At 62.0% G+C, this 22,768-nt stretch carries 23 protein-coding genes and 1 pseudogene; 17 read left to right on the top strand and 7 right to left on the bottom strand.

What is annotated here, in order from left to right; all coding sequences use genetic code 11:
* Nucleotides 1–22: 22 nt before the first annotated feature.
* A complete protein-coding gene (gene radC / locus BFP99_RS28000) occupies nucleotides 23–697 on the bottom strand; it encodes a RadC family protein (RefSeq protein WP_065926711.1) in 675 nt (224 codons plus the stop codon).
* A 143-nt stretch (nucleotides 698–840) separates the two neighbouring features.
* On the opposite strand from radC, the gene coaBC reads away from it, so the two are divergent.
* The 4 genes and pseudogenes from coaBC to argB all read left to right on the top strand — a co-directional run bounded on the left by coaBC (nucleotide 841) and on the right by argB (nucleotide 5,097).
* Nucleotides 841–2,049 (top strand): bifunctional phosphopantothenoylcysteine decarboxylase/phosphopantothenate--cysteine ligase CoaBC, encoded by a 1,209-nt coding sequence (gene coaBC, locus BFP99_RS27995; RefSeq protein ID WP_027608291.1) that lies wholly within the window; start codon nucleotides 841–843, stop codon nucleotides 2,047–2,049.
* A gap of 5 nt (nucleotides 2,050–2,054) precedes the next feature.
* Nucleotides 2,055–2,510, top strand: a complete 456-nt coding sequence (dut, locus tag BFP99_RS27990) for a dUTP diphosphatase (RefSeq protein WP_065926712.1) — start codon at nucleotides 2,055–2,057, stop codon at nucleotides 2,508–2,510.
* Nucleotides 2,511–2,751: 241 nt separating this feature from the next.
* Nucleotides 2,752–4,173 (top strand): annotated as a pseudogene (locus tag BFP99_RS27985) (phosphomannomutase/phosphoglucomutase); the annotation flags it as partial.
* An 18-nt stretch (nucleotides 4,174–4,191) separates the two neighbouring features.
* Nucleotides 4,192–5,097, top strand: a complete 906-nt coding sequence (argB, locus tag BFP99_RS27980; protein WP_015886532.1) for an acetylglutamate kinase — start codon at nucleotides 4,192–4,194, stop codon at nucleotides 5,095–5,097.
* A gap of 62 nt (nucleotides 5,098–5,159) precedes the next feature.
* Here the strand turns inward: argB and pyrE are convergent, their stop codons facing one another.
* On the bottom strand, nucleotides 5,160–5,807 hold the full coding sequence (gene pyrE, locus BFP99_RS27975; RefSeq protein ID WP_027608288.1) for an orotate phosphoribosyltransferase: 648 nt from the start codon (nucleotides 5,805–5,807) through the stop codon (nucleotides 5,160–5,162).
* Nucleotides 5,808–5,889: 82 nt separating this feature from the next.
* Here pyrE and BFP99_RS27970 point away from each other — a divergent pair, with 82 nt between their 5' ends.
* Nucleotides 5,890–6,669, top strand: a complete 780-nt coding sequence (locus tag BFP99_RS27970; protein WP_003195493.1) for an exodeoxyribonuclease III — start codon at nucleotides 5,890–5,892, stop codon at nucleotides 6,667–6,669.
* Nucleotides 6,670–6,727: 58 nt separating this feature from the next.
* Here the strand turns inward: BFP99_RS27970 and BFP99_RS27965 are convergent, their stop codons facing one another.
* Nucleotides 6,728–7,096 (bottom strand): DUF4870 domain-containing protein, encoded by a 369-nt coding sequence (locus tag BFP99_RS27965; RefSeq protein WP_027608287.1) that lies wholly within the window; start codon nucleotides 7,094–7,096, stop codon nucleotides 6,728–6,730.
* Nucleotides 7,097–7,118: 22 nt separating this feature from the next.
* Nucleotides 7,119–7,841, bottom strand: coding sequence for a ribonuclease PH (rph, locus tag BFP99_RS27960; protein WP_027608286.1), 723 nt, complete (start codon nucleotides 7,839–7,841; stop codon nucleotides 7,119–7,121).
* 204 nt (nucleotides 7,842–8,045) lie between these two features.
* Here rph and BFP99_RS27955 point away from each other — a divergent pair, with 204 nt between their 5' ends.
* The 6 genes from BFP99_RS27955 to BFP99_RS27930 all read left to right on the top strand — a co-directional run bounded on the left by BFP99_RS27955 (nucleotide 8,046) and on the right by BFP99_RS27930 (nucleotide 13,342).
* Nucleotides 8,046–8,909: a YicC/YloC family endoribonuclease gene (locus BFP99_RS27955; RefSeq protein ID WP_065948733.1), complete on the top strand. Its 864-nt coding sequence runs from the start codon at nucleotides 8,046–8,048 to the stop codon at nucleotides 8,907–8,909.
* A gap of 10 nt (nucleotides 8,910–8,919) precedes the next feature.
* Nucleotides 8,920–9,540, top strand: coding sequence for a guanylate kinase (gene gmk, locus BFP99_RS27950; RefSeq protein WP_027608284.1), 621 nt, complete (start codon nucleotides 8,920–8,922; stop codon nucleotides 9,538–9,540).
* A gap of 167 nt (nucleotides 9,541–9,707) precedes the next feature.
* Nucleotides 9,708–9,971: a DNA-directed RNA polymerase subunit omega gene (gene rpoZ, locus BFP99_RS27945; RefSeq protein ID WP_017735757.1), complete on the top strand. Its 264-nt coding sequence runs from the start codon at nucleotides 9,708–9,710 to the stop codon at nucleotides 9,969–9,971.
* Between the two features lie 60 nt (nucleotides 9,972–10,031).
* Nucleotides 10,032–12,137, top strand: a complete 2,106-nt coding sequence (spoT, locus tag BFP99_RS27940) for a bifunctional GTP diphosphokinase/guanosine-3',5'-bis pyrophosphate 3'-pyrophosphohydrolase (RefSeq protein ID WP_005792489.1) — start codon at nucleotides 10,032–10,034, stop codon at nucleotides 12,135–12,137.
* A gap of 24 nt (nucleotides 12,138–12,161) precedes the next feature.
* On the top strand, nucleotides 12,162–12,542 hold the full coding sequence (locus BFP99_RS27935; protein WP_003176922.1) for a RidA family protein: 381 nt from the start codon (nucleotides 12,162–12,164) through the stop codon (nucleotides 12,540–12,542).
* Nucleotides 12,543–12,598: 56 nt separating this feature from the next.
* A complete protein-coding gene (locus BFP99_RS27930; protein WP_065926715.1) occupies nucleotides 12,599–13,342 on the top strand; it encodes a hypothetical protein in 744 nt (247 codons plus the stop codon).
* Between the two features lie 64 nt (nucleotides 13,343–13,406).
* Here BFP99_RS27930 and BFP99_RS27925 read toward each other — a convergent pair whose 3' ends face one another.
* Nucleotides 13,407–14,258, bottom strand: a complete 852-nt coding sequence (locus BFP99_RS27925; RefSeq protein WP_065926716.1) for an SDR family oxidoreductase — start codon at nucleotides 14,256–14,258, stop codon at nucleotides 13,407–13,409.
* Nucleotides 14,259–14,447: 189 nt separating this feature from the next.
* On the opposite strand from BFP99_RS27925, the gene exbB reads away from it, so the two are divergent.
* From exbB to BFP99_RS27895, 6 genes are all read left to right on the top strand, one after another.
* Complete coding sequence (exbB, locus tag BFP99_RS27920) at nucleotides 14,448–15,419, top strand: tonB-system energizer ExbB (RefSeq protein WP_065926717.1); 972 nt, start codon at nucleotides 14,448–14,450, stop codon at nucleotides 15,417–15,419.
* Nucleotides 15,420–15,425: 6 nt separating this feature from the next.
* Nucleotides 15,426–15,851, top strand: a complete 426-nt coding sequence (gene exbD / locus BFP99_RS27915; RefSeq protein ID WP_017526806.1) for a TonB system transport protein ExbD — start codon at nucleotides 15,426–15,428, stop codon at nucleotides 15,849–15,851.
* On the top strand, nucleotides 15,848–16,597 hold the full coding sequence (locus tag BFP99_RS27910; protein ID WP_027608280.1) for a TonB family protein: 750 nt from the start codon (nucleotides 15,848–15,850) through the stop codon (nucleotides 16,595–16,597). Before exbD ends, BFP99_RS27910 begins: the two co-directional genes overlap by 4 nt.
* Nucleotides 16,598–16,739: 142 nt before the next feature.
* On the top strand, nucleotides 16,740–17,660 hold the full coding sequence (locus tag BFP99_RS27905; RefSeq protein ID WP_015886540.1) for a hydrogen peroxide-inducible genes activator: 921 nt from the start codon (nucleotides 16,740–16,742) through the stop codon (nucleotides 17,658–17,660).
* Between the two features lie 8 nt (nucleotides 17,661–17,668).
* The gene (gene recG, locus BFP99_RS27900) at nucleotides 17,669–19,744 is read left to right on the top strand and encodes an ATP-dependent DNA helicase RecG (protein WP_065926719.1); all 2,076 of its coding nucleotides are present in this window, start codon (nucleotides 17,669–17,671) and stop codon (nucleotides 19,742–19,744) included.
* A 77-nt stretch (nucleotides 19,745–19,821) separates the two neighbouring features.
* Nucleotides 19,822–21,222 carry an aminoacyl-tRNA deacylase and HDOD domain-containing protein gene (locus BFP99_RS27895; RefSeq protein WP_065926720.1) on the top strand — a complete coding sequence of 467 codons (1,401 nt, stop codon included), beginning with the start codon at nucleotides 19,822–19,824 and terminating at the stop codon, nucleotides 21,220–21,222.
* Nucleotides 21,223–21,271: 49 nt separating this feature from the next.
* Here the strand turns inward: BFP99_RS27895 and BFP99_RS27890 are convergent, their stop codons facing one another.
* A complete protein-coding gene (locus tag BFP99_RS27890; RefSeq protein ID WP_065948786.1) occupies nucleotides 21,272–21,652 on the bottom strand; it encodes a helicase in 381 nt (126 codons plus the stop codon).
* Nucleotides 21,653–21,776: 124 nt separating this feature from the next.
* Entirely contained in the window at nucleotides 21,777–22,703 is a 927-nt protein-coding gene (gene tagQ, locus BFP99_RS27885) for a type VI secretion system-associated lipoprotein TagQ (protein ID WP_027608277.1), read from the bottom strand.
* Nucleotides 22,704–22,768: the final 65 nt, after the last annotated feature.

The following is a 22,768-nucleotide window of genomic DNA, read 5'->3' as shown; positions in this document are numbered from 1 at the left end:
GGCCCGCCCCCAGGGGGCGGGCTTACATCCAGCCATATTCCGCCATCGACAACGGATCACCGTCCCCCACGATGATGTGATCCAGTACCCGCACATCCACCACTTCCAGGGCCTTTTGCAGCAGCTTGGTCAATTTTCGATCAGCCGCGCTGGGCTCCACGCTCCCGGAAGGGTGGTTGTGACACAGAATCAACGCCGCCGCGTTATAGGCCAGGGCGCGCTTGACCACTTGCCGCGGGTAGACCACGGCAGCGTCGATGGTCCCCTCGGACAACACTTCGAACCCCAGCACCCGATGCTTTGAATCGAGAAACAGGCAGCCGAAAACTTCATGGGGCTCATGGCGCAACAGCGACTTGAGGTAATTGCGCACGGCCACCGGGCTTTCCAGCACCGAATCGCTGCGCAGGCGTTCGGCCATATGGCGCCGGGACATTTCCAGTACCGCCTGCAACTGCGCAAACTTCGCCGGCCCCAAGCCCAATTGCTGGCTGAACACCGCCTGGCTGGCTTCCAGCAGCGGGCGCAAACCGCCAAATTGCGCCAGCAGATGGCGCGCCAGGTCCACCGCGCTCCTGCCGGTTACCCCGGTGCGCAGGAAGATCGCCAGCAATTCAGCATCGGACAGACTCGCAGCACCCCACTCCAAAAGCTTCTCTCGCGGCCGCTCTGCCGCCGGCCAATCACGAATACTCATTCCACCTCCCTGTGCATGTGCGCCGCTGTTGCGGGGCGGGCGCTGTGTTATCGTAGGCCCTCTTTTTTGCGTGCGATTTCACCTGGGGAGGGGGCATCGCAGGCGTCACTGAACTGGCTTCACTGAACTGGAAAGGCAAACCAATGCAGCGTCTGTATCGGAAACGCATCGTTCTCGGCGTCGGCGGCGGCATTGCCGCCTACAAGAGCGCAGAGCTGGTCCGCAGGCTTCTCGACCAGGGCGCTGAAGTGCGCGTGGTCATGACCCGCGGCGGCAGTGAGTTCATTACTCCGCTGACCATGCAGGCCTTGTCCGGACACCCGGTTCACCTGGACCTGCTGGACCCGGCAGCCGAAGCCGCCATGGGTCATATCGAACTTGCCAAGTGGGCCGACCTGGTACTGATCGCCCCAGCCACCGCCGACCTGATTGCGCGCCTGGCGCAAGGCATTGCCGATGACCTGCTGACCACCCTGGTACTGGCCACCGACGCCACCGTCGCCATCGCCCCGGCCATGAATCAGGCCATGTGGCGCGACCCGGCGACCCAGGCCAACACCCAGCTCCTGCAAAGTCGTGGCCTCAAGGTGTTCGGCCCGGCCTCCGGCAGCCAGGCCTGCGGCGATGTCGGCATGGGCCGCATGCTCGAAGCCACCGACCTGGCATTGTGCGCCGCCGAATGCTTCCAGCACCTGGCCCTGACCGGCCGGCACGTGCTGATTACGGCCGGCCCGACCCAGGAAAACATCGACCCGGTACGCTACATCACCAACCATAGCTCAGGAAAAATGGGCTTTGCCTTGGCGGAAGCCGCGGTCGAGGCAGGCGCACGCGTTACCCTGATCACCGGTCCGGTGCACTTGCCGACCCCCGATCGCGTCACGCGAATCGACGTAGTCAGCGCCCGGGACATGCTGGCCGCCTGTGAGGCCGCCATTCCCTGTGACCTGTTTATCGCTTCGGCAGCGGTTGCAGACTACCGCCCTGAAGTCGTCGCCCCGCAAAAGCTCAAGAAAGACCCTACGAGCGGTGACGGGCTGCTCCTGCAAATGGTGCGCAACCCGGACATCCTGGCCACAATCGCCACGCGTCCGGACCGCCCGTTCAGTGTCGGCTTTGCCGCCGAGACCGAGCACCTGCTGGACTACGCCGCACGCAAACTGAAAGACAAAAACCTCGACCTGATCGTTGCCAATGATGTCGCCAACCCGAGCATCGGCTTCAACAGCGAGGAAAACGCCTGCAGCGTGATCGACCGCGAGCTGCACGCCACTCTTTTCGCCCAGACCAGCAAAGGCAAGATTGCCCGCCAACTGATCTCTTTTATCGCCCAACGGCTGAACCAGGTTTAATTTCCATGCACGCTTTGCAAGCCAAGATCCTCGACCCCCGCATCGGCACCGAATTCCCGCTGCCGGCCTACGCCACCCCAGGTTCCGCCGGCCTGGACCTGCGCGCCATGCTCAAGCAAGACACCGTCCTTGAACCGGGCCAGACCGTCCTGATTCCCACCGGCCTGTCGATCTATGTCGGCGACCCGGGCCTGGCCGCGCTGATCCTGCCGCGCTCCGGCCTGGGCCACAAACACGGCATCGTGCTGGGTAACCTGGTAGGCCTGATCGACTCGGACTACCAAGGCGAGTTGATGGTGTCGTGCTGGAATCGTGGCCAGACGGCGTTCAACATCGTTGTCGGCGAGCGCATTGCCCAGCTTGTATTGGTGCCGGTGGTGCAGGCGCGCTTCGAACTGGTGCAGGATTTCGACGAAACCCAACGCGGCGCAGGCGGTTTTGGGCATTCCGGCAGTCACTGACTACGCTGAACCTGGCCGGGCGCTTTTGCCCGGCTCGATGCCCCCGCAAGGCTTTTCAGGATGAAGAATGCGCGGACTTTATCAGCGAGATTTCCCATTTGAAATCAATGCATTACGCAGGAATAAAGACAGGGGCCAAGCTCCGATGGCACTTTTGCACCACGAACTCTCTGCCGAAAACACCGTCATACCCTTCAGTTTGAGCCTGCCGGTCAGCCACATTAAGGCCAGCCTTGCCCCCCTTGAGATGGAGTTTCCCCCCGCGATGAGTACCGCAGCCCGAGTAGCCCCGACATTCCCCGACAGCATCTTTCGCGCCTATGACATTCGTGGCGTAGTCCCCAAGACCCTGACCGCCGAAACCGCCTACTGGATTGGCCGCGCCATTGGTTCCCAGAGCCTGGCCCAGGACGAGCCGAACGTCTCGGTCGGTCGTGACGGTCGCCTGTCCGGTCCGGAACTGGTGGAACAACTGATCCAGGGCCTGGCCGACAGCGGCTGCCATGTCAGCGATGTGGGCCTGGTGCCCACTCCCGCGCTGTACTACGCCGCCAATGTACTGGCCGGCAAATCCGGGGTAATGCTGACCGGCAGCCATAACCCGTCGGACTACAACGGCTTCAAGATCGTCATCGCCGGCGACACCCTGGCCAACGAACAGATCCAGGCCCTGCACACCCGCCTGAAGACCAACGACCTGACCAGCGGCAAAGGCAGCATCACCAAAGTTGACATCCTGCAGCGCTACTCTGATGAAATCACCGGCGACGTCAAACTCGCACGCCGCCTCAAAGTGGTGGTGGACTGCGGCAACGGCGCGGCCGGCGTGATCGCCCCGCAGCTGCTCGAAGCCTTGAACTGCGAAGTGATCCCGCTGTTCTGCGAAGTCGACGGCAACTTCCCCAACCACCACCCGGACCCAGGCAAACCGGAAAACCTGGTGGACCTGATCGCCAAGGTCAAGGAAACCGGTGCTGACGTCGGCCTGGCCTTTGACGGCGACGGCGACCGTGTAGGCGTAGTGACCGAAACCGGCGAGATCGTATTCCCGGACCGCCTGCTGATGCTGTTCGCCCGCGATGTGGTGGCGCGCAACCCGGGTGCCGAGATCATTTTCGACGTGAAGTGCACCCGCCGCCTCACCCCGCTGATCAAGGAATATGGTGGCCGTCCGCTAATGTGGAAGACCGGTCACTCGTTGATCAAAAAGAAAATGAAGGAAACCGGCGCGCTGTTGGCCGGCGAAATGAGCGGCCACGTGTTCTTCAAGGAGCGCTGGTTCGGGTTTGACGACGGCATTTACAGCGCCGCCCGTCTGCTGGAGATCCTCAGCAAGGAAAAATCCACCTGCGATTCGCTGTTTCAGACCTTCCCGAATGATATTTCTACGCCAGAGATCAATATCCATGTGACCGAGGAGAGCAAATTCAGCATCATTGACGCACTGCACGATGCGCAATGGGGTGAAGGCGCCCACCTGACCACCATTGATGGTGTGCGAGTCGATTACGCCAAGGGCTGGGGCCTGGTTCGCGCGTCCAACACCACACCGGTGCTGGTGCTGCGTTTCGAGGCGGATACCGAGGCTGAGTTGCAGCGCATCAAGGACGTGTTCCACGCCCAGTTGAAACGTGTTGCCCCTGATCTCCAATTACCGTTCTGATTTTTACCGGAGCCCTGAATGACCCTCGAACGCGAAGCCGCTGCCAACACCGCCAAGGTCCTGTCCGAAGCGTTGCCTTATATTCGACGCTACGTCGGCAAGACGCTGGTGATCAAGTACGGCGGCAATGCCATGGAAAGCGACGAGCTGAAAACCGGCTTTGCCCGCGACATCGTGTTGATGAAAGCCGTGGGAATCAACCCCGTGGTGGTCCACGGCGGCGGCCCGCAGATCGGCGACCTGCTCAAGCGCTTGTCGATCGAGAGTCACTTCATCGATGGCATGCGCGTCACTGACGCGCAGACCATGGACGTGGTGGAGATGGTCCTCGGCGGCCAGGTGAACAAAGACATCGTCAACCTGATCAACCGTCATGGCGGCAGCGCCATTGGCCTGACCGGCAAGGACGCCGAGCTGATCCGCGCGAAAAAACTGACCGTTACCCGTCAGACGCCAGAAATGACCCAGCCGGAAATCATCGATATCGGCCAGGTAGGCGAAGTGATCGGCATCAACACCGACCTGCTGAACCTGCTGGTCAAGGGCGACTTCATCCCGGTGATCGCGCCGATCGGCGTGGGTGCCAACGGTGAGTCCTACAACATCAACGCCGACCTGGTGGCGGGCAAGGTGGCCGAAGCATTGAAGGCTGAAAAGCTGATGCTGCTGACCAACATTGCCGGCCTGATGGACAAGGAAGGCAAGGTGCTGACCGGTTTGACCACTCAACAAGTGGACGAACTGATCGCCGACGGCACCATCTACGGCGGCATGCTGCCGAAGATCCGTTGCGCGCTGGAAGCGGTGCAAGGCGGCGTCGGCAGCTCGCTGATCCTGGATGGCCGTGTACCGAATGCAATCCTGCTGGAAATCTTCACCGATACGGGTGTGGGCACGCTGATCAGTAATCGCAAGCGCCCTTAAAACGCTGAAAACAAAAAGCCCCGCTCAACCTGGTTGAGCGGGGCTTTTTTATGGTTCGGCGATTACTGAACGCCGAACTGCTCGCGATACGCCTTAACTGCCGGCAAGTGCTGCTTGAGCTGCGGGTCGTCTTCCAGGAACTGCAGCACCTGGTTCAACGACACGATGCTGACCACTGGAATGCCGAAATCACGCTCCACTTCCTGGATCGCCGACAACTCACCGTTGCCACGCTCCTGGCGGTTCAGCGCGATCAGCACACCGGCGGCCTTGGCGCCGTCCTGGGACGCGATGATCTGCATCACTTCACGGATAGCCGTACCGGCCGTGATCACGTCATCGATGATCAATACATCGCCGGTAAGCGGCGCGCCCACCAGGCTGCCGCCTTCGCCATGGGCCTTGGCTTCCTTGCGGTTGAAGCACCATGGCAGATCGCGCCCATGATGTTCCGCCAGGGCCACGGCTGTTGCAGCGGCCAGGGGGATGCCCTTGTAGGCCGGGCCAAACAGCACGTCGAAGGAAATACCGCTTTCAACGATGGCTGCCGCGTAGAAGCGCCCCAACTGAGCCAGGGCCGAGCCCGAGTTGAACAAGCCTGCATTGAAGAAATACGGGCTGGTGCGCCCGGACTTGAGGGTGAACTCACCGAAGCGCAAAACCCCGCGATCGATGGCAAAACGAATGAAATCGCGTTGATACGCCTGCATGAAAAAAGCCTCAGATACCACGGATTTAGCTAATTAGGTAGACGGCGTGTATCATACACGCACGCGATTTTTGGGGCCATTTATGCGGATCATCAGTGTGAACGTTAATGGTATTCAGGCTGCAGTCGAGCGTGGTTTGCTCAGTTGGCTGCAAGCTCAGAATGCCGACGTCATCTGCCTGCAGGACACCCGCGCCTCCGCCTTTGAACTGGACGACCCAGCCTTCCAACTGGATGGCTACTTCCTTTATGCCTGCGATGCCGAAGTGCCCACCCAAGGTGGCGTGGCTTTGTACTCGCGGTTGCAACCCAAGGCGGTCATCAGCGGCCTCGGCTTCGAGACAGCCGACCGCTACGGGCGCTACCTGCAAGCCGATTTCGACAAGGTCAGCATCGCGACCTTGCTGCTTCCTTCGGGGCAGAACGGCGATGAAGACTTGAACCAGAAGTTCAAGCTAATGGACGATTTCGCCCGTTACCTGGATAAACAGCGACGCAAACGTCGCGAGTACATTTACTGTGGCTCGCTGTACGTGGCGCAACAGAAGCTGGATATCAAGAACTGGCGTGACAGCCAGCAATCCCCGGGCTTCCTGGCGCCGGAACGGGCCTGGATGGACGAGATTGTCGGCAACATGGGCTATGTGGATGCGCTGCGCGAAGTCAGCCGCGAAGGTGACCAGTACAGCTGGTGGCCAGACAATGAACAGGCTGAGATGCTCAACCTGGGCTGGCGCTTCGACTACCAGTTGCTGACCCCGGGTCTGCGCCGGTTCGTTCGCAGTGCACGCCTGCCGCGCCAGCCGCGCTTCTCGCAGCACGCGCCGCTGATCGTGGACTACGACTGGACACTGACCATCTAGGGTCTTTATCCAGGCACAAAAAAACCGACATCGCTGTCGGTTTTTTTGTGGGTGTCGATTATTTGACCAGGCGCCAGGTCAAGGGATAGCGATAGGCGATCCCTTTGTTGGCTTTGATTGCGCCGATGATCGTCAGCACCACGCTTGCGATGACCAAGGCCGTCATCAGGAAAAACCCAATGACCGCGAAGGCCAGCACGATGCAAATGATCCAGGCGATGGCTACGGTGATCTGGAAATTCAGTGCCTCCTTGCCCTGGTCGTCAATGAACGGATCCACTTCTTTTTTCATCTGCCACAGGATCAGCGGCCCCACGACGCTGCCGAAGGGGAATACAAACCCCAGGAACGCAGCAAGATGGCACAACATTGCCCCCTGACGCACCTCGTAGGAAGGCGTAGGCACCGGCATTTGGCTGTCATTCATGGCGCTTCTCCTTGAGGCGTACTCAGTCAGCCAGTGCGGCGTTCTGCAGTTCGAAGATCTCAGTCATGCCTTTCTGGGCCAGGGCCAGCATGGCGTTCAGCTCGGCCGGCTGGAATGGCGCACCTTCGGCGGTGCCCTGCACTTCGATGAAACCACCGGTGCTGGTCATCACTACGTTCAGATCGGTCTCGGCAGCCGAGTCTTCCAGGTAATCCAGGTCCAGCACCGGCTCGCCCTGGTACATGCCCACCGATACGGCGGCGATCATCTGCTTCAGTGGGTCGCCGCCTTTCAGGCCGCCGCGCTTCTTGATGACTTTAAGCGCGTCGACCAGCGCCACCATGGCGCCGGTGATGGAGGCGGTGCGCGTACCGCCATCGGCCTGGATCACGTCGCAGTCGACGTAGAGAGTCACGTCGCCCAGCTTGGTCATATCCAGGGCCGCACGCAGGGAGCGCCCGATCAGGCGCTGGATTTCCAGGGTACGGCCGCCTTGCTTGCCACGGCTGGCTTCACGCTGGTTACGCTCGCCGGTGGCGCGTGGCAGCATGCCATATTCGGCGGTCAGCCAACCCTGGCCCTGGCCCTTGAGGAAGCGCGGCACGCCATTTTCAACGCTGACGGTGCAGATAACCTTGGTATCGCCAAACTCGACCAGTACGGATCCCTCGGCGTGTTTGGTGTAGTTGCGGGTGATGCGGATCGAGCGGAGCTGATCGGCAACGCGACCACTTGGACGTTTCATAGGGGATACCTGTACTGAGGACGAAAAACTGCCGAGCATTATAGAGCCGCGAGCCGATTCGGGGCACTGCTAAAAATCTGGTTACGAATGCCCAGGGTTTGGGCGCGCCCGCCCCACTGCGCTACAATCCCGCGCCTTCGCAGCCTGTCGGCTTCAATTTACCCATCAGCCCGCTTTCGCGGGACTGCATCGCGAGGTACCTCCATGGTGCACAGCATGACCGCCTTTGCCCGCGTCGAAAAAGCCGGCGCCCAAGGCACCCTGAGCTGGGAACTGCGCTCGGTCAACAGCCGCTACCTGGAGCCGCACCTGCGCCTGCCGGAATCCTTCCGCGACCTCGAAGGCGCCGTGCGTGAGGCACTGCGCCAGGGCATCTCCCGCGGCAAGCTGGAATGCACCCTGCGCTTTACCGAAGAAACCACCGGCAAGCCGCTGCAGGTAGACCGCGAGCGCGCTGCGCAACTGGTCGCCGCGGCCGAAACCGTCGCCGGCCTGATCAAGCAGCCCGCCGCACTGAACCCTCTGGAAGTACTGGCCTGGCCCGGTGTGCTGGTGGCCGACGCCTCCGATCCGCAAGCCCTCAACGCCGAAGCCCTCGCCCTGTTCACCCAGGGATTGAAGGAACTCAAGGCTGGCCGCGAGCGTGAAGGCGCCGAACTGGCCCGACTGATCAACGAGCGCCTGACGTCGATCGAAGCAGACGTGGTCACCTTGCGCGAGCTGGTACCGCAGATGCTCGCCACCCAACGCCAGAAGGTCCTCGACCGCTTCACCGACATGAAGGCCGACCTCGACCCCGTGCGCCTGGAGCAGGAAATGGTGCTGCTCGCGCAGAAGAGCGATGTCGCCGAAGAACTGGATCGCCTGAACACCCACATCCTCGAAGTGCGCCGCGTGCTCAAGTCCGGCGGCGCCGCTGGTCGGCGCCTGGACTTCCTGATGCAGGAACTCAACCGCGAAGCCAATACACTGGGCTCCAAGGCTTTCGATCCGCGCAGCACCACGGCGGCGGTCAACCTCAAGGTGTTGATCGAGCAGATGCGCGAACAAGTACAGAATATTGAGTAAGGCAACCTCCATGACCCATAGCACCGGCACCCTGTACATCATTTCCGCCCCTTCGGGCGCGGGCAAGAGCAGTCTGGTCAAGGCCCTGACCGACGCTGACGAGCAGATTCGCATCTCGATCTCCCACACCACCCGCGCCATGCGTCCGGGCGAGGTGAACGGCGTGCACTATCACTTCGTCGAGCGCACCGAGTTCGTCAAGATGATCGAGCATGGCGACTTCCTCGAGCGCGCCGAGGTGTTCGGCAACCTCTACGGCACCTCGCAGAGCCACCTGCAGCAGACCCTGGACGAAGGCCACGACCTGATCCTGGAAATCGACTGGCAGGGCGCCGAGCAAGTGCGCCAGCTGATGCCCAAGGCACGCTCGATCTTTATCCTGCCGCCGTCGCTCGAAGCCTTGCACCAGCGCCTGACCAACCGTGGCCAGGACAGCGACGAGATCATCGAAGGCCGCATGCGGGAAGCTGTCAGCGAAATGAGCCACTATGTCGACTACGACTACCTGATCATTAACGACGATTTTTCCCACGCGCTGGATGACCTGAAGGCGATTTTCCGCGCCAATCAGCTCCAGCAAAAGCGTCAACAGCAGCGTTTCGGCAAATTACTAGCCGAACTGCTCGGCTGATTGGCCCTTCCCAAAACCGCTGCAAGGGCTTTACATTGGCGCTTGCAGCGGTTTTGCGAGAGCCTGCGAAAAATCAGCGCTTCCCTAAACGCTGGTGATTTTTTAAACTGCTCAGTCCGCTCGCCCAACCGGGCAGCGCGCATCTTGCATTCGCTCCGAGGAATATCATGGCCCGCGTAACCGTTGAAGACTGCCTAGACCACGTGGCAAACCGCTTTGAGCTGGTCATGCTCTCTACCAAGCGTGCCCGTCAACTGGCCACTGGCGGCAAAGAGCCCCTGGTCCAGTGGGAAAACGACAAGCCTACCGTTGTAGCCCTGCGTGAAATCGCTGAAGGCCTGATGAGCTACGAGTTCATCGCCAACGCTGAAATCGTTGAAGACGAACCGTTGTTTGCAGCGTTCGAGGACGAGTCCAACGAGGCCGTCTAAGCCTATGCCTGGTCGACGTAGCACGGCGCGGGGTCACAGCCTTCGGCAGGAGTTCACACTTTGCCGAGCATAGACGCCCTCGCCGATCGCTTATCGGCCTACCTCGGCCCCGACCAGGTCAACCTGGTCCGCCGAGCGTATTTCTACGCCGAACAGGCCCACGACGGGCAACGCCGCCGAAGCGGTGAGGCGTACGTCACCCATCCTCTTGCGGTGGCGAATATCCTGGCCGACATGCACATGGACCATCAGAGCCTGATGGCCGCGATGCTGCATGACGTGATCGAAGACACCGGCATTGCCAAGGAAGCGCTCAGTGCGCAATTTGGCGAAACCGTGGCCGAACTGGTCGACGGGGTCAGCAAACTGACCCAGATGAACTTCGAGACCAAGGCCGAAGCCCAGGCGGAAAACTTCCAGAAAATGGCCATGGCCATGGCCCGGGACATCCGGGTGATCCTGGTCAAGCTGGCCGACCGGCTGCACAACATGCGCACGCTGGAAGTGCTGTCCGGCGAAAAACGCCGGCGCATCGCCAAGGAAACCCTGGAAATCTACGCGCCCATTGCCAACCGGCTGGGTATGCACGCCATTCGTATCGAGTTCGAAGACCTCGGCTTCAAGGCCATGCACCCGATGCGTTCGGCGCGCATCTACCAGGCCGTCAAGCGCGCCCGGGGCAACCGCAAGGAAATCGTCAACAAGATCGAAGAATCCCTGAGCCATTGCCTGGCGATCGACGAGATCGAGGGCGAGGTCAGCGGCCGGCAGAAGCACATCTATGGCATCTACAAGAAGATGCGCGGCAAGCGCCGGGCCTTCAACGAGATCATGGACGTGTACGCGTTCCGCATCATCGTGGACAAGGTCGATACCTGCTACCGCGTCCTCGGTGCTGTACATAATTTGTACAAACCCCTGCCGGGGCGCTTCAAGGACTACATCGCCATTCCCAAGGCCAACGGCTATCAATCGCTGCATACCACACTGTTCGGTATGCACGGGGTGCCGATCGAGATCCAGATCCGCACCCGCGAAATGGAAGAGATGGCCAACAACGGCATCGCCGCCCATTGGCTGTACAAATCCAGCGGCGACGAGCAGCCCAAAGGCACCCATGCCCGCGCCCGCCAGTGGGTCAAGGGCGTGCTGGAAATGCAGCAACGTGCCGGCAACTCCCTGGAATTTATCGAAAGCGTGAAGATCGACCTGTTCCCGGACGAGGTCTACGTATTCACGCCCAAAGGCCGCATCATGGAGCTGCCCAAAGGCTCCACTGCGGTCGACTTTGCCTACGCGGTGCACACCGACGTCGGCAACAGCTGCATTGCCTGCCGGATCAACCGCCGTCTCGCGCCGCTGTCCGAACCGCTGCAAAGCGGCTCCACGGTCGAGATCGTCAGTGCACCCGGAGCCCGCCCGAATCCGGCGTGGCTCAACTTCGTGGTCACCGGCAAGGCCCGCACACACATCCGCCACGCGCTGAAACTGCAGCGCCGCTCCGAGTCCATCAGCCTGGGCGAACGCCTGCTGAACAAAGTGCTCAACGGCTTCGACAGCGCCTTGGACAAGATTGCGCAGGAGCGCGTGCAAGCGATGCTCCACGAGTACCGCCAGGAAACCATCGAAGACCTGCTGGAAGATATCGGCCTGGGCAACCGCATGGCCTACGTGGTCGCACGCCGCCTGCTGGGCGAAGGCGAACAGTTGCCAAGCCCCGAAGGCCCGCTGGCGATTCGCGGCACAGAGGGCCTGGTGCTCAGCTACGCCAAATGCTGCACGCCGATCCCTGGCGACCCGATTGTCGGCCACCTGTCGGCTGGCAAGGGCATGGTCGTTCACCTCGACAACTGCCGCAACATCACCGAGATCCGTCACAACCCGGAAAAATGCATCCAGCTCTCGTGGGCCAAGGATGTCACCGGCGAATTCAACGTCGAGCTGCGCGTGGAGCTGGAACACCAGCGCGGCCTGATCGCCCTGCTGGCCAGCAGCGTCAACGCGGCCGACGGCAATATCGAGAAAATCAGCATGGACGAGCGCGATGGTCGCATCAGCGTGGTCCAGCTGGTGGTCAGCGTGCATGACCGCGTGCACCTGGCCCGCGTGATCAAGAAACTGCGCGCCTTGACCGGTGTGATCCGCATCACCCGCATGCGTGCGTAGCCCATCCATTACAAGGAGTCATTCATGACCAAGACCGTTATCACCAGCGACAAGGCCCCAGCCGCCATCGGTACTTACTCCCAGGCCATCAAGGCGGGCAACACCGTCTACATGTCCGGCCAGATCCCGCTGGACCCAAAGACCATGGAACTGGTGGAAGGCTTCGAAGCCCAGACCGTACAGGTCTTCGAAAACCTAAAGTCCGTGGCCGAAGCTGCCGGCGGCTCGTTCAAGGACATCGTCAAGCTGAACATCTTCCTCACCGACCTGAGCCACTTCGCCAAGGTCAACGAGATCATGGGCAAGTACTTCGAACAACCTTACCCAGCCCGCGCCGCCATTGGTGTTGCCGCCCTGCCAAAGGGCGCACAGGTTGAGATGGACGCAATTCTGGTCATCGAGTAAAACACCCGGCGCAGCCTCCATAGGCTGCGCCGACTTCGTTTTAAAAGGATTTCATGATGCGCAAAGCGCTTGTAGCCTCTTCGTTGCTCGCCCTGTTGCTCGGCGGCTGCGCCAGCAACCCTGCCAACCAGGATGTGAGCGGCACCTGGATCAACCAGGTCGCCATCGATGCGGCAGCCAAGGGCGGCCCTTTGCGTGAAGCGCTGCAAAGCTATGGCCCGAACCTCGAATGGGAGGTCAACCCCAAGGCTTCGCAGGCACGTTACTACAACGGTTTTGAAGTCGCGGAAGGCAAGTTGCTCGGCGAACAGTCCGGCGCCTGGAGCGTCGACTTCTACGGCAGCTCCGCCACTGAACTCAAGCGCAAAGGCAGGCAACTGCTGCAAGTGGCCAACGACAACGAGCCCGAGCAGCTCTTTGCCCGCGCCAAGGAACCTGCACCGGAAGGTGCGCCGCTGGGTGCCAACTTCGAACGCGCCCTGTACGCAGCCTATATGGGCGGCGACTGGAAGATCACCGACGGCTTCGGCAACGGTGCCACTGTCCAGTTCCAGCCTGACGGCAAGGTCGCCGGTTTGCCCAATGTTGATCGGTACTCTCTGTGCCTGGCCGGTGACTGTGCCTCCATGAGCGGCGGCTACGACAGCATGTGGCTGCAGCTCAACGGCGTGGGTAACCCGTGGATCTTCGTGCGCAAGGGCAAGCAGTTGGAGATCTTCCAGGCGGTCAACACCGCTCAAGCGGATGAAGTGCCTCAGTTCACTCCCGGGCCGCGCCAATGGCTGCTTGAAAAACAATAGCAGTCATCACCCAGCTCCAAATGTGGGAGAGGGACTTACCCCCTCCCACATCTTTAACCGCATTTCAGCCTTTAAGAATGGCTGCGTACCCTTCGCGGTAGCTCGCATACGTGGGCGTCCACCCCAGCGCCTTTATCCGGGCATTGCTGCATTGCTTGCTGCCCGCACGCCGCACACTCGCGTCCTCGGACCACTCAGTGACGCCCAGGTAGTCACGCAGCCAGGCCACCACCTCGGCCAAGGGCGCCGGTGCATCGTCGACGCCGATATAGACCTTATCCAGCGAACCGCCCTGCTCCACGTGGCGTAGCAAAAATGCCAGCAAGCCCGCCGCATCATCGGCGTGTATACGGTTGCCGTATAAAGGCGGATCAAGCGCTACACGGTACCCCTGGCGCACCTGGGTCAGCAGCCATTCGCGACCAGGACCGTAAATGCCGGTCAACCGCACGACGCTCGCAGGAATGCCACTGTTAAGTGCCACCTGCTCGGCCTCCAGCATGACTTGCCCGGAATAACCCTTGGCCTGGGTTTCGGAGGTTTCGTCGACCCACTCGCCATTCTGCTGCCCGTATACGCTGCTGCTGGACACAAACAGCAGGTGCCTGGGCTCCTGGCCATAATCCTTCAGCCACTCCAGCACATGCTGCAACCCTTGCACGTAAGCGGCGCGATAACCGGCCTCATCGTGGTCGGTGGCGGCGGCGCAGTACACCAGGTAATCCACCCCGCCGATCGGCCAGGTGTCAGGGCAATCCTTGTTGAACAGGTCGCCGGCAATGCCGATCACCCCGTCGGGCAGGCGTGAAATATCGCGCCGCAGGCCATGAACCTCCCATTCCGAGGCCAGCAATTGGCTAGCCAGCCGACTACCCACATCGCCACATCCGGCAATCACAACCGAAGGCACAGACATCATAAAACTCCGTTCTTAAAGGTCTAGATTAGCCCTCACAGCAGACCGGCGGCCAGAAAAAGGGCAAATAAAGTTACTGTATTACTTCTGTTAACAAGAATTACTTGCAATAATAACCGCCCATTTGTCCTCGACCCCTTTGGGTCTGGAAGGACGATCAGTCATTTTCTTCTCTCAGGTCCGGCCAGCATGACACGTAATACAACCCCCGCTTCGCCAACCAAGCTTCACAGCCCATCCCGCGCCTGGCGTGCGATTGCTGCGATGCTGTTCAGCGTACTGCTGGCGCCGACCGCCGCATTCGCTGATGCCACCGCCCCGGCTACCCCGGCCGCCGCCGAGCACAATGCTGCGGCTCCAACCGCACCCGCTGCGGCCACCGACCCGGCCCAGGCTGCAGTCCCAGCCGCCGCCGACGAAACCGGTGTCGTGCTGGAAGAAGACAACACCCTGGGCATGGCCCACGACCTGTCGCCATGGGGCATGTACCAGAATGCTGACGTGGTGGTGAAAGCCGTGATGATCGGCCTGGCCATCGCGTCGATCATTACCTGGACCATCTGGATCGCCAAAGGCTTCGAGCTGCTGGGTGCCAAGCGCCGTCTGCGCACTGAAATCGTCCACCTGAAGAAGGCCACCACCCTCAAGGAAGCCAGCGAAAGCGCGACCAAGAAAGGCACCCTGGCCAACACCCTGGTGCACGACGCACTGGAAGAAATGCGCCTGTCGGCCAACACCCGTGAAAAAGAAGGCATCAAGGAGCGCGTGGCGTTCCGCCTGGAACGCCTGGTTGCAGCCTGCGGCCGTAACATGAGCAGCGGCACCGGCGTGCTCGCGACCATCGGCTCCACCGCGCCGTTCGTCGGCCTGTTCGGTACCGTCTGGGGCATCATGAACAGCTTCATCGGCATCGCCAAAACCCAGACCACCAACCTCGCCGTCGTCGCCCCCGGCATCGCCGAAGCCCTGCTGGCAACCGCCCTGGGCCTGGTCGCCGCGATTCCTGCGGTAGTGATCTACAACGTCTTCGCCCGTTCGATTGCCGGCTACAAGGCCCAGGTATCGGACGCGTCGGCAGAAGTCCTGCTGCTGGTCAGCCGCGACCTCGATCACCTGCCTACCGAGCGCAGCTCGCAACCGCACATGGTGAAAGTGGGGTAATCGGCCATGGGCCTGCATTTGAATCAAGGCGACGACGAACTCGTCGAGAACCACGAAATCAACGTCACGCCGTTTATCGACGTGATGCTCGTGCTGCTGATCATCTTCATGGTGGCCGCTCCATTGGCCACCGTGGACATCAAGGTTGACCTGCCCGCCTCCAGCGCCAAGCCTGCGCCGCGGCCGGAGAAACCGATCTTCCTCAGCGTCAAGGCGGACCAACGCCTGTTCCTGGGCGAAGAAGAGGTCAAGACCGAAACCCTGGGGCCGGTGCTCGATGCCAAGACCCAAGGCAAGAAGGACACGACGATCTTCTTCCAGGCCGACAAGGGCGTGGACTACGGCGACCTGATGAGCGTGATGGATGCCCTGCGGGCAGCCGGCTACCTCAAGGTAGGCCTGGTCGGACTTGAGACGGCAGCCAAGAAATGATCACGACGCGCCACAAACTGACGCGTTATGGCACCAGCCTCGCCGTCGTGCTGGGCGTGCATGCCGTCGCGATTGCCATCGCGCTCCACTGGTCAGCGCCGCGCACGGTGCAGTTGCCGCCGGCAGCCATGGTCATCGACCTGGCCCCGATGCCAGCACCGCCGCCTCCGGCGCCGCCGAAAGTGGTAACGCCGCCGCAACCGCCTGCACCGGTGGAAGAGCTGCCCCTGCCGAAACTGGCCGAGGCTCCCAAGCCAACGATCCAGGTGCCCAAGCCGGTCAAGCCAAAACCTAAACCGCAGCCGCCCAAGCCGGTGGAGAAAAAGATCGAGCCGCCCAAGGAGAAACCCTCCGAGGACCCGCCGAGCGACGCTCCGCCCACCAAGGCACCGGCTGAAAAATCGGCCCAGCCCGTACCTGGCCCGTCGCCGCAACAGATCGCCGCCAAAGCGTCCTGGGAAGGCACCCTGCTGGCACACTTGCAGAAGTACAAGAAGTACCCGCCAGGTGCCCAGGCCCGTGGCAAGGAAGGCCTGAACCGCCTGAAGTTCGTGGTGGATGGCGACGGTAACGTGCTGTCCTACGAGTTGGTGGGGCGTTCCGGCAACGCCGACCTGGACCGCGCCACCCTGGACATGATCCGTCGTGCCCAGCCGCTGCCCAAGCCGCCAGCCGATATGCTCAAGGGCGGCAGCATCGAGATCGTTGCACCGTTCGTGTACAACATCGAGAAGCGTCGTCGCTGAAAATGATGATGGCGAGGGACACCCCTCGCCACTCTCAGCAAAATCCCGCGCATTCCCCCCTCAATCCCCAGCAAAGTTCTGATAACGTGCGTCTATCGATTGCAGCCGGTATGCTTGGCCCGCAACCTCATGGACGCCCGCTATGACTCTTACAGAATTACGCTACATCGTCACCCTCGCCCAAGAGCAACACTTTGGCCACGCGGCCGAGCGTTGCCACGTCAGCCAGCCGACGCTGTCGGTGGGCGTGAAGAAGCTTGAAGACGAACTCGGTGTGCTGATTTTCGAGCGCAGCAAAAGCGCCGTGCGCCTCACCCCGGTGGGCGAAGGCATCGTGGCCCAGGCCCAGAAGGTGCTGGAACAGGCGCAAAGCATTCGCGAACTGGCCCAGGCCGGCAAGAACCAGCTGACCGCACCGCTGAAAGTCGGCGCCATCTATACCGTCGGCCCGTACCTGTTCCCGCACCTGATCCCGCAACTGCACCGCGTCGCGCCGCAGATGCCGCTGTATATCGAAGAAAACTTTACCCACGTGCTGCGCGACAAACTGCGCAACGGCGAGCTGGACGCGATCATCATCGCGCTGCCGTTCAACGAAGCGGATGTGTTGACCCTGCCGCTCTACGACGAGCCGTTCTACGTGCTGATGCCCGCCTCCCATCCGTGGACGCAAAAAGACACCATCGACGCCGGCCTGCTCAACGACAAGAGCCTGCTGCTGCTCGGCGAAGGCCACTGCTTCCGCGACCAGGTGCTGGAAGCCTGCCCGACCCTGACCAAAGGCAACGACGGCGCCAAGCACACCACTGTGGAATCCAGCTCCCTGGAAACCATCCGGCATATGGTCGCGTCCGGCCTGGGCATCTCGATCCTGCCGCTGTCGGCAGTGGACAGCCATCACTACGCCCCCGGCGTGATCGAAGTGCGCCCACTCACGCCACCGGTGCCGTTCCGTACCGTGGCGATTGCCTGGCGCGCCAGCTTCCCACGGCCCAAAGCCATTGAGATCCTCGCCGATTCGATCCGCCTGTGTTCGGTGGCCAAGCCGCCTGCTGCGAGCTAAGTAAACGTATGACTGAGCTGTCGCAGGTGTCGGTGACGGCACTCAAGGGTGTCGGCGAGGCCATGGCCGAGAAGCTGGCCAAGGTCGGCCTGGAAAACCTCCAGGACGTGCTGTTCCACCTGCCCCTGCGCTATCAGGATCGCACTCGCGTGGTGCCCATCGGCCAACTGCGTCCTGGGCAGGATGCGGTGGTCGAAGGCACCGTCAGCGGTGCCGACGTGGTGATGGGCAAGCGCCGCAGTCTGGTGGTGCGCCTGCAGGATGGCACCGGCGGCCTGAGCCTGCGCTTCTACCATTTCAGTAACGCACAGAAAGAAGGCCTCAAGCGCGGCACCCGCGTGCGCTGCTACGGCGAAGCGCGCCCCGGCGCCTCCGGCCTGGAGATCTACCACCCGGAATACCGCGCCATTACCGGTGACGAACCGCCGCCGGTGGACACCACCCTCACGCCGATCTACCCGCTCACCGAAGGCCTGACCCAACAGCGCCTGCGCCAATTGTGCATGCAGACCCTGAGCATGCTTGGCCCGCAGAGCCTGCCCGACTGGCTGCCCCTGGAACTGGCCCGCGACTACCAACTGGCGCCACTGGCCGATGCGATCCGCTACCTGCATCACCCCCCTGCGGACGCCGATGTCGACGAACTGGCCCTCGGTCATCACTGGGCCCAGCACCGCCTGGCGTTCGAAGAACTGCTGACTCACCAACTGTCCCAGCAACGCCTGCGCGAAAGCATGCGCTCCCTGCGTGCGCCGGCCATGCCCAAGGCCACGCGCTTGCCTGCGCAATACCTGGCCAACCTCGGCTTTGCGCCGACCGGCGCCCAGCAGCGCGTGGGCAATGAAATCGCCTACGACCTCAGCCAGCACGAGCCGATGCTGCGCCTGATCCAGGGCGACGTGGGCGCGGGCAAGACCGTGGTCGCCGCCCTCGCCGCTCTGCAAGCCCTGGAAGCCGGTTACCAGGTGGCGCTGATGGCGCCCACCGAGATCCTCGCCGAGCAGCACTTCATCACGTTCAAGCGCTGGCTCGAGCCCCTGGGCCTGGAAGTCGCGTGGCTGGCCGGCAAGCTCAAGGGCAAGACGCGCGCGGCCGCGCTGGAACAGATCGCCGGCGGTGCACCGATGGTGGTGGGTACCCATGCGCTGTTCCAGGACGAAGTGCAGTTCAAGAACCTGGCCCTGGTGATCATCGACGAACAGCACCGCTTCGGCGTGCAACAGCGCCTGGCCCTGCGCCAGAAAGGCGTGGGCGGGCGCATGAACCCGCACCAGTTGATCATGACCGCCACCCCGATCCCGCGCACCCTGGCCATGAGCGCCTACGCCGACCTCGACACTTCGATCCTCGACGAACTGCCCCCCGGCCGCACACCGGTCAACACCGTGCTGGTCACCGACACCCGGCGCGTCGAAGTGATCGAACGTGTGCGCGGCGCCTGTGCCGAAGGCCGCCAGGCGTACTGGGTGTGCACACTGATCGAAGAGTCCGAGGAGCTGACCTGCCAGGCCGCCGAGACCACCTATGAAGACCTCACCAGCGCCCTGGGCGAACTCAAGGTCGGGCTGATCCATGGGCGCATGAAGCCCGCGGAAAAGGCCGCGGTGATGGCTGAATTCAAGGCCGGTAACCTGCAGCTGCTGGTCGCTACCACCGTGATTGAAGTGGGCGTGGACGTGCCCAACGCCAGCCTGATGATCATCGAAAACCCCGAACGCCTGGGCCTGGCGCAACTGCACCAATTGCGCGGCCGTGTGGGCCGAGGCAGCGCCGCCAGTCACTGTGTGCTGCTCTACCACCCTCCGTTGTCGCAGATCGGCCGCCAGCGCCTGGGCATCATGCGCGAGACCAACGACGGTTTTGTCATCGCCGAGAAAGACCTCGAACTGCGCGGCCCCGGCGAAATGCTCGGCACCCGCCAGACCGGCCTGCTGCAGTTCAAGGTCGCCGACCTGATGCGCGACGCCGACCTGCTGCCTGCCGTACGCGATGCGGCGCAGGCGTTGCTGGAACGCTGGCCGGATCACGTCAGCCCGCTGCTGGATCGCTGGCTGCGCCATGGGCAGCAATACGGCCAAGTGTGACGCCTGACGCACTTATCCGACCTACAGGTGTATCAAGCTGGTTATACTTCGGTGACTGTAAGAAATTGGATCAGGCCATGTCAGAAGTTGCCCACGCCACAGCCCCACTGACCGCCCCACCGGTCATTCGGGCTTTGCTCGCAAAACTCGCCATCAGCTACACGGAAGTCACCGAACATCCGGGCCTGAATCCTGCGCAAAAAGTCCAGGCCGTCTTGCTGGAAGACGCGGTGGGCGCCCTGATGGTGCTGTTCCCGCAGAACCAGCTGCTGGACCTCAACCGCCTTACCGAACTCACGGGTCGCCGCCTTACGGCCGTGTCGCCGGACCGCGTCGCGCGCATGCTGGGCAAGCACGACCTGAGCCTGCTGCCGGGCCTGCCGGCACTCACCAGTTCGCCGTGCCTGTACGAAGGCAGCCTGCTCGACGAGCCGAGCCTGCTGGTGCATTCGGGCGAAGCCGGGCTGCTGCTGGAAATCGCCAGCGACGCGTTCAAGACCATGCTCACCAAGGCCAGCGCGGCCCAGTTCGGTGAACCGCTGAGCAACATCCGCCCGAACCTCGACCGCCCCAATGATGACCGTGAGGAAATCACCCAGGCGATGCAGGCGTTTACCGCCCGTCGCATCCAGCAACGCCTGGAAGCGACCATCGAGATTCCACCGCTGGCCGACACCGCCCAGAAGATCATCAAGCTGCGCGTCGACCCCAATGCCACCATCGACGACATCACCGGCGTGGTCGAAACCGACCCGGCACTGGCCGCCCAAGTGGTGAGCTGGGCCGCATCGCCGTACTACGCATCGCCGGGCAAGATCCGCTCGGTGGAAGACGCCATCGTGCGCGTGCTGGGTTTTGACCTGGTGATCAACCTCGCCTTGGGCCTGGCCCTGGGCAAGACCTTGAGCCTGCCCAAGGACCACCCGCACCAGGCCACACCGTACTGGCACCAGTCCATCTACACCGCCGCCGTGATCGAAGGCCTGACCCGCGCCATGCCCCGTGCTCAGCGCCCGGAAGCCGGCCTGACCTACCTCGCCGGCCTGCTGCACAACTTCGGCTACCTGTTGCTGGCCCATGTGTTCCCGCCGCACTTCTCGCTGATCTGCCGCCACCTGGAGGTCAACCCGCACCTGTGCCACAGCTATGTGGAGCAACACCTGCTGGGCATCAGCCGCGAGCAGATCGGCGCCTGGCTGATGCGCTACTGGGACATGCCGGACGAGCTGTCCACTGCCCTGCGCTTCCAGCACGACCCGACCTACGATGGGCAATACGCCGAATACCCGAACCTGGTGTGCCTGGCCGTGCGCCTGCTGCGCAGCCGGGGGATTGGGTCCGGGCCGGACGAGACCATCCCGGACGAACTGCTTGAGCGTTTGGGCTTGAGCCGTGACAAAGCGGATGAAGTCGTGGCCAAGGTGCTGGATGCCGAGGTGCTGTTGCGCGAATTGGCCTCGCAGTTCAGCCAGGCTTAACAGCAGCTGCAAGCTTCAAGTAGTCAGCTTCAAGCTTGCAGCTTGTGGCTCATCGCTTGGAGCTGCGCTTACGCCCCAAATACTTGGTCAACCCCTGGAACCAGATCACCAGCGCCGGGTTGCCCTTGATCTGGATCGACTTGTCCTGAATCCCCGTCATGAACGCCAGTTGCTTGTTCTTCGCCTGCATCGTGGCGAAGCCGTAGGCGGCATCCTTGAACGCGATGGCGAACGCCGGCGCCGGGTGAACGCCCGAGCGGCTGGTGATGCGTTGGTCTTTGACGATGAAGTGACGGGCAACCTTGCCGTCGAGGGTCTGCAACTGGAACGCGAGGTCTTTGTCACCCAGCTGTTGCTGGAAGGCAGGATTGGTGCGGCTGGCTTTGCCCATCATCAGGCCCAGCACCCACAGGAGAAGACGAAATTTCATGCACACGGCCTCGGTGTAATTATTGAGTGGCCGCAGCAGTTTAACCAATTGCAAAAAGAACGCTACCGATCTTGCGCATTAGCGGAAGATCGGCTGGCGTTTGACGCTTATAGCAGCATGTTACTTAAACGTTAGGGCAAGGCACCGGTGCCCAGTCGACCAGGTTAGGATCGCGGCAAGTGCCTTCGATCTGCGCTTTACCGGCGCTGGCGACCTTCTTGCTTTCATCCTGCTTGGTCTGGGCGGTCTGGAAGGTTTTCTCGGTGCTCACGGCTTCTGTTGGTACGGTTGGAAGCGGTGGCTTCTTCGGTGGCTTGGTGCCGGTACCTTTCTTCTTGCCCGGCGTCACAACGGGCGTTACATCGGCCTTGGCCACGGTGACCACGTCGGCACGCTGTACGCCGACCTGCTGCAGGTCTTTCTCGTAGGCCTGGGTGTAGTTGTTCAGGTCTTCGGCGGCTTTGCCGTTGACCGCCACGATCAGGTCATTGGATTCCTTCAGGCCCGAGACGATTTCCGCCAGGCGCTTGCGGCCTTCGGTGTCGTTGACGGTCTTGGCTTTGCGATCAGCCACCAACTTGGTGAATGCGCTCTGGTAGCACTGCTGGGACGCCCTGGCGTACGCGGTACTGCGGTCGATGTCGGAGGCGCTTTTGTTCACGTCAGCCGCATACGAGGCAATGCGCTGGTTGTCGTCGGCGATCTGCTTCTGACGCTCGGTGTAGTACCCCGCTGCGCCGCCGGCCAGGGCCCCGCCCGCTGCGCCGATGGCGGCGTTACGGCCACGTTTTTCCTTGTCGCCGGTCAGGGCGCCGAGCAGGGCACCGCCGGCCGCGCCGATGGCCGCACCGGTCACCACCGACTTGGTCATGTTCGAATCGGTGGCGCGCAAGTGCTGCACCGGCTCGTAGCAGTTGGGGTAGTACTCGACCTTGGTGCTCGACGCGACCTTGGAGGCCGGCGACGTGGCGCAGCCGGTCAGCACAGTGCTGAAACCGGCCGCGATCAGCAGCAAGTGACGCTTGGAAACCGCCTTACGGGAAAAAAGCATAGGTTGTGTTCTCTTCTAAGTTTGACTTGCCCAGTGCGGCCACTGCCGCCTGAGTCCCTTCCAAG

The sequence above is a fragment of the Pseudomonas sp. 1 R 17 genome, from assembly GCF_900067035.1.
Lineage (GTDB): Bacteria > Pseudomonadota > Gammaproteobacteria > Pseudomonadales > Pseudomonadaceae > Aquipseudomonas > Aquipseudomonas marginalis.
Note: the sequence above shows the minus strand (reverse complement) of the source record. Positions and strands in the feature narration are given on the sequence as shown.

Bases quoted from the DNA above. Each gene is read 5' to 3' on its own strand.
- argB (WP_015886532.1), top strand. From the start codon at position 4,192: ATGACCCTCGAACGCGAAGCCGCTGCCAACACCGCCAAGGTCCTGTCC.
- BFP99_RS27895 (WP_065926720.1), top strand. From the start codon at position 19,822: ATGTCAGAAGTTGCCCACGCCACAGCCCCACTGACCGCCCCACCGGTC.
- BFP99_RS27955 (WP_065948733.1), top strand. From the start codon at position 8,046: ATGGTGCACAGCATGACCGCCTTTGCCCGCGTCGAAAAAGCCGGCGCC.
- exbB (WP_065926717.1), top strand. From the start codon at position 14,448: ATGACACGTAATACAACCCCCGCTTCGCCAACCAAGCTTCACAGCCCA.
- tagQ (WP_027608277.1), bottom strand. From the start codon at position 22,703: ATGCTTTTTTCCCGTAAGGCGGTTTCCAAGCGTCACTTGCTGCTGATC.
- recG (WP_065926719.1), top strand. From the start codon at position 17,669: ATGACTGAGCTGTCGCAGGTGTCGGTGACGGCACTCAAGGGTGTCGGC.
- exbD (WP_017526806.1), top strand. From the start codon at position 15,426: ATGGGCCTGCATTTGAATCAAGGCGACGACGAACTCGTCGAGAACCAC.
- BFP99_RS27970 (WP_003195493.1), top strand. From the start codon at position 5,890: ATGCGGATCATCAGTGTGAACGTTAATGGTATTCAGGCTGCAGTCGAG.
- BFP99_RS27890 (WP_065948786.1), bottom strand. From the start codon at position 21,652: ATGAAATTTCGTCTTCTCCTGTGGGTGCTGGGCCTGATGATGGGCAAA.
- BFP99_RS27930 (WP_065926715.1), top strand. From the start codon at position 12,599: ATGCGCAAAGCGCTTGTAGCCTCTTCGTTGCTCGCCCTGTTGCTCGGC.
- BFP99_RS27925 (WP_065926716.1), bottom strand. From the start codon at position 14,258: ATGTCTGTGCCTTCGGTTGTGATTGCCGGATGTGGCGATGTGGGTAGT.
- dut (WP_065926712.1), top strand. From the start codon at position 2,055: ATGCACGCTTTGCAAGCCAAGATCCTCGACCCCCGCATCGGCACCGAA.
- pyrE (WP_027608288.1), bottom strand. From the start codon at position 5,807: ATGCAGGCGTATCAACGCGATTTCATTCGTTTTGCCATCGATCGCGGG.
- BFP99_RS27905 (WP_015886540.1), top strand. From the start codon at position 16,740: ATGACTCTTACAGAATTACGCTACATCGTCACCCTCGCCCAAGAGCAA.
- coaBC (WP_027608291.1), top strand. From the start codon at position 841: ATGCAGCGTCTGTATCGGAAACGCATCGTTCTCGGCGTCGGCGGCGGC.
- rpoZ (WP_017735757.1), top strand. From the start codon at position 9,708: ATGGCCCGCGTAACCGTTGAAGACTGCCTAGACCACGTGGCAAACCGC.
- BFP99_RS27910 (WP_027608280.1), top strand. From the start codon at position 15,848: ATGATCACGACGCGCCACAAACTGACGCGTTATGGCACCAGCCTCGCC.
- BFP99_RS27935 (WP_003176922.1), top strand. From the start codon at position 12,162: ATGACCAAGACCGTTATCACCAGCGACAAGGCCCCAGCCGCCATCGGT.
- gmk (WP_027608284.1), top strand. From the start codon at position 8,920: ATGACCCATAGCACCGGCACCCTGTACATCATTTCCGCCCCTTCGGGC.
- BFP99_RS27965 (WP_027608287.1), bottom strand. From the start codon at position 7,096: ATGAATGACAGCCAAATGCCGGTGCCTACGCCTTCCTACGAGGTGCGT.
- radC (WP_065926711.1), bottom strand. From the start codon at position 697: ATGAGTATTCGTGATTGGCCGGCGGCAGAGCGGCCGCGAGAGAAGCTT.
- rph (WP_027608286.1), bottom strand. From the start codon at position 7,841: ATGAAACGTCCAAGTGGTCGCGTTGCCGATCAGCTCCGCTCGATCCGC.